The sequence below is a fragment of the Variovorax sp. WDL1 genome (assembly GCF_001541225.1).
In the GTDB taxonomy this organism is placed as follows: Bacteria; Pseudomonadota; Gammaproteobacteria; order Burkholderiales; family Burkholderiaceae_C; genus Variovorax.
Genome location: NZ_LMTS01000014.1, coordinates 3,289 through 7,050, shown reverse-complemented (window position 1 = coordinate 7,050; position 3,762 = coordinate 3,289). Strand labels below are relative to the sequence as shown.

Sequence of the window (3,762 nt, the reverse complement as noted above, 5' to 3'; positions counted from 1 at the left end):
GGCTGCCGATCCGGGCCGACAGCAGCGTGCGGTAGCCGCCGCTCTTGCCGCCGCCGGATCGGGCAACCCGCTTCTTGTAGAGGAAGCCGCCCAAGTCCGCGTCAATCAGACCGCTTTCCATCTCTTGAACCGCCTTGCACAAGGCAGCATCAGGCAGCTTTTCGCCCGCCTGCCACCGTGCAAAGTCCTTCCGCTTGAGGACGTGGGTCATCTTGACCTCCAAACTATACCCGTAACGGGCATACTTTTCCAGTCCCCAGTGCGATGCACGGGCGGGGAGGGCTGCCGAACCGATTGGCGTAACGGCGACACGGCAATCAGGGCCGACATGCCGAGGCACTGGTCACCGATCATGCGGTCACCTCTTTGGGTTCTTGCCGCGTGCCGACGACCGACTTGCGCCGGCTGGCTACCAACTCGGCTGCCTTACGCACCGGGTCGTCCTCGGTGTGGACGTAGCGCATGAACATCGCCACGGTCTTGTGCGCGGTTAGCGCCATGCCGACCTTGACGGGGATGCCGGAATTGGCAATGTCGGTCGCTGAGCGGTGGCGTATGCCGTGGGTGCCAACCTTCGGCACGCCGGCGCGATCAAGGATTCGGCGCCACGCCTGATAGTAGGAATGGGGGCCGAGCGGCTTGTCATGGTCGAGGATGGCCGGGCATACGTAGGGCGAATTGCCGTAGCGAGGTGCATTCGTCAGCAACCGGCGGGCTTCCTCGCTCAACGGCTTGGACATATCGCCCGTCTTGCTGTCCGGCCAGACAACCCGGCCATTGGGCAAGTCGAGCCAATCCCACTGCAACAGCAGGATCTCCGACATGCGGGCCGCGAACTCGAATTGCAGCCGGACGGCCAGCAGATAGATGGGATGTTCCAGGCCCTCGGCCTCGGCTTTGTCCAAGTAGGCGAACAGGCTGACCATCTGCTCGTCGGTGATAAGGCGGGTCGAGCCTTTCTCCGGGTACTTGGGTACGTGACGGCAAGGATTGGAGCCATCGGGCCGGTAGCCCCACAGTTCGGCCAGGTTGAACATCTTGCGGACGAGCGACAGTACGCGGTTGGCCTGCGTGGGGGACCTCTCCATGCGCTTCATCAGCGCGGTGATGTCGTGGCGCGTGACCTCGTGAACCTTCTTGCTGCCGAAGGCTGGGATGACGAAGTTGTCGATCTGGTACTGGTAGCTGGCCTGGGTGCTGGGCTTGTTGTGCGGCTTGGAGTGGTCATCCATGAACCGGCCGCACAGTTCCTTGACCGTCGGCGCCTTGCGGGCTTCGGCCTTGTCGAGTCCGGGATCGCCCCCGCGCCGGACTTCGGCCAGCCAGTCTTGGGCCAGCGACCGGGCCTGTTCGACCGTCAGCTCGCCGAACTGGCCGAGTGCCGGCTTGCGCCGCACGCCGGAGTTCGTGCGGTACTGAACCATGAAGACCTTGCGGCCCGTTGGTGTTATCTTGCACAAGAAGCCCGGAACGAGCGTATCCCGGAGTTCCACATCGCAGGTTTGCGCCTGCGCCGTGTCAACGACGGACTTGGTGAGTTTGATCTTCGCCATGAGGTGCTCCTGAAAGGCCCCGATTCCAGGGGCCGGCTAGGAGCCAGGCGGAGGGGAACCGGGGCGGTTTGCATCGCGCACCGGGATATGATCGAAGGCACTGGCCTCGGGGAAAACCTGCTACAGCAAGCCTCATCCAAGTCCATCGTTAGCCCGGTGCGGATGCCATGCTCTGGCTTAAAATCCGCCGCTTCCTGCATAAGGGGCATACCGGTTCGATCCCGGTTCCGGGCACCAACCACATCACAAGGGAGCATGACATGCCTCGCTACAACGCTCCGTTCGAAATCCACGTCCACGGCGATGTGCCGCTTCGCTCCGATGTGAGCTTCGAGCAGATTCAGGAAGCCCTGAAACCCCTCTGGAAATACGCTGGTGCCCGCTCGCTGGCCGATGGCGCGAACAGTGTCTACGAAGAGGAGCCGGGAATCCGCTTCGAGCAGAAGGACCACATGCTCCAGATCTGCTGGACCGTGGCCGGCGACGAGGATTTCCGGCAGGCCCTCGACGAAATGTGCATGGCTCTCAACGAGCTGGCCGAGCAGGGCGCTGCGATCGAGGTCACCTTCTACGACACCGACTTCGATGAGGAGGAGGGCGACCCCGAGGAAGAGTCCCGCGATGACTTCCTCATGCTCTTCATCGGTCCAAACCCCGCCGCGATCATGCAAGTGCAGCGCGACCTCCTGGTCGAGGACGTGGTCAATCTCATGGAGCGCCACTTCGATGGCGCCGAACTCGGCGGCGTGGTGGCGGAGATCGACAAGCTCTTCGGCGATCGCTTCGATGCGCTGGTGAACTCCCTCGAGATCGGCAAGCGCCCGCGTGGCGGCACCGGTGGCTCCGGCAGCGGCAGCCATGGCGGCGGACGCCGCCCTCGCCACCTGCACTGAACCCAAGGCGCTGGAGTTCCAGCCACGGGGCGGTCAAGCCGCTCCGCTATGCTCGGCGACCTTCTGTTCGAGGAGAGTCGCTTGGCCCTTTTTTCCCAGTCTGCCCTTCGTCCCGGCGTGCGCAAGCGCGAAGTCTTCGGCTGGGCCATGTACGACTTCGCCAATTCGGGCTACACGACTGTCGTGATCACGGCGGTGTTCGCTGCCTATTTCGTCGGCGGAATCGCCAAGGGGGCGCCGTGGGGCCCGTTCGCCTGGACTGTCGCCTTGAGCATCTCATACGCGATCGTGATGCTGAGCATGCCGGCCATCGGCGCCTGGGCCGACCTCCATGCAGCGAAGAAAAAGGTGCTGGCGATCGTCACCGCCGGCTGCGTGCTCGGCACCGTGGCGCTGGCGATCACGCCCAGGCTCAGCGGCCCGTTCGCAGTCGCGCTGGCGATGGGCCTGGTGGTCCTCTCCAACACCTTCTACTCCTACGGCGAGTCCTTGACCGGCGCCTTCCTGCCGGAGCTCGCGACGGCCGAGGGCATGGGCAAGGTGAGCGGCTGGGGCTGGGGCTTCGGCTACATCGGCGGCATGCTCGCGCTGGGGCTGTGCTTGGCCTACGTGCTGTGGGCCCAGGCGAAAGGGCTGCCCGCTGCGCACTTCGTGCCGGTCACGATGCTGATCACGGCGGCAATCTACGGTCTCGCCGCCTGCGCCACCTTTGCGCTGCTGCCCGAGCGCGCCCAGCCACAGGCGGCGGCCGAAAGTCGCAGCGCCTGGCAGCAGCTGCGCGACACCTTCCACAAGGCGCGTGCCTACCGCGACTTCATGTGGCTGCTGGCCTGCACCGTCTGCTACCAGGGCGGCGTGGCGGTGGCGATCACGCTGGCGGCGATCTATGCGGAGCAGGTGATCGGCTTCATCCCGAGCGAGACCATGGTGCTGATCTTCGTCCTCAACATCGCTGCGGCGCTCGGCGCCTTCGGTTTCGGCTATCTGCAGGACCGCATCGGTCACCGGCGCGCGCTTTCCGGTGCACTGCTCGCCTGGATCGCGGTGTGCGTCATTGCCGCCTCCGTCACGACCAAGGGCGGGTTCTGGTGGGCGGCAACCATCGCCGGCCTGGCCATGGGCTCGAGCCAGTCGGCCGGGCGCGCCATGACGGGCCTGCTCGCGCCGCCGCGGCAACTGGCGGAATTCTTCGGCCTGTGGAGCGTTGCCACACGGCTGGCCGCGATCATCGGCCCGTTGAGCTACGGCGCCATCACCTGGGCGACCGGTGGCAACCAGCGCATCGCGATCCTTTCGACCAGCGTGCTTTTCATCGG

General features: G+C 65.0%; 4 protein-coding genes. 2 read left to right on the top strand and 2 right to left on the bottom strand.

Going from position 1 to position 3,762, the window contains the following annotated elements; all coding sequences use genetic code 11:
- Positions 1-211 (bottom strand): type II toxin-antitoxin system RelE/ParE family toxin (locus tag APY03_RS43160; RefSeq protein WP_443082792.1); only part of this gene is annotated, 211 nt, incomplete at its 3' end.
- Between the two features lie 139 nt (positions 212-350).
- Positions 351-1,553: a tyrosine-type recombinase/integrase gene (locus APY03_RS01420; RefSeq protein WP_011805818.1), complete on the bottom strand. Its 1,203-nt coding sequence runs from the start codon at positions 1,551-1,553 to the stop codon at positions 351-353.
- 260 nt (positions 1,554-1,813) lie between these two features.
- Between APY03_RS01420 and APY03_RS01415 the strand changes: the two genes are divergently transcribed.
- Both APY03_RS01415 and APY03_RS01410 read left to right on the top strand, forming a co-directional pair.
- Positions 1,814-2,446, top strand: a complete 633-nt coding sequence (locus APY03_RS01415; RefSeq protein ID WP_068673211.1) for a DUF6806 family protein — start codon at positions 1,814-1,816, stop codon at positions 2,444-2,446.
- An 81-nt stretch (positions 2,447-2,527) separates the two neighbouring features.
- The coding region (locus APY03_RS01410; RefSeq protein WP_232324127.1) for an MFS transporter at positions 2,528-3,762 on the top strand (1,235 nt) is incomplete at its 3' end.